The following is a 770-nucleotide window of genomic DNA, read 5'->3' on the forward strand; positions in this document are numbered from 1 at the left end:
AGCTCCGTGCCTTCCACTTTGATTGCTTGGCGTAACGTTCGACCAAACGCTTTGAATAGGCTCTCAATGATGTGGTGATCATTATCGCCAGCAGAAGAAAGGTGCAGCGTACACGCTAGTGTGTCAGTTAAAGAACGGAAGAAGTGAACCACCATCTCTGTCGACAAGTCTCCAACTTGATCACGGCTAAATTTCGCGTCAAATTTCAGGTAAGGACGACCAGACAAATCCAACGCACATTGCGCCAAGCACTCATCCATCGGCAGGCTGAAACCAAAGCGACCAATGCCGCGCTTATCGCCCAACGCCTCTTTTAATGCCTGACCAAGGGCTAATGCGGTATCTTCAATCGTGTGGTGATCATCAATGTGTAAATCACCGTCGACTTTGCACACCATTTGGAAACCACCGTGAGTGGCAATTTGATCCAGCATGTGGTCAAAGAAACCAAGACCTGTTGAGATATCATTGCCGCCTTGCTCATCCAGATTAACGGCAACTTTGATATCGGTTTCTTTAGTAGTACGAATCACTTCGGCAACTCGTGCTTTCACCGTCAGATCTTTCAATATCTGCTTCCAGCCCATGGTTTCTGGATTGTATTGAATACCGCGAATCGCCATGTTTTCCGCCAATTGCAGATCCGTCTGACGGTCACCAATCACGACAGAATTTTGGAAATCCACTTTACCGCCTTGAAGATACTCTTTCACCATGCCTAATTTAGGCTTACGGCAAGAGCAATTGTCTTCTTCAAAATGCGGACAAAT

The 770-nt window shown here is 46.6% G+C and carries 1 protein-coding gene; it reads right to left on the bottom strand.

What is annotated here, in order from left to right; translation table 11 throughout:
* The coding region (gene hisB, locus R7Q09_RS25130; protein WP_318143818.1) for a bifunctional histidinol-phosphatase/imidazoleglycerol-phosphate dehydratase HisB at nt 1-770 on the bottom strand (770 nt) is incomplete at both ends.

The sequence above is a fragment of the Vibrio sp. 2130-1 genome, from assembly GCF_033339515.1.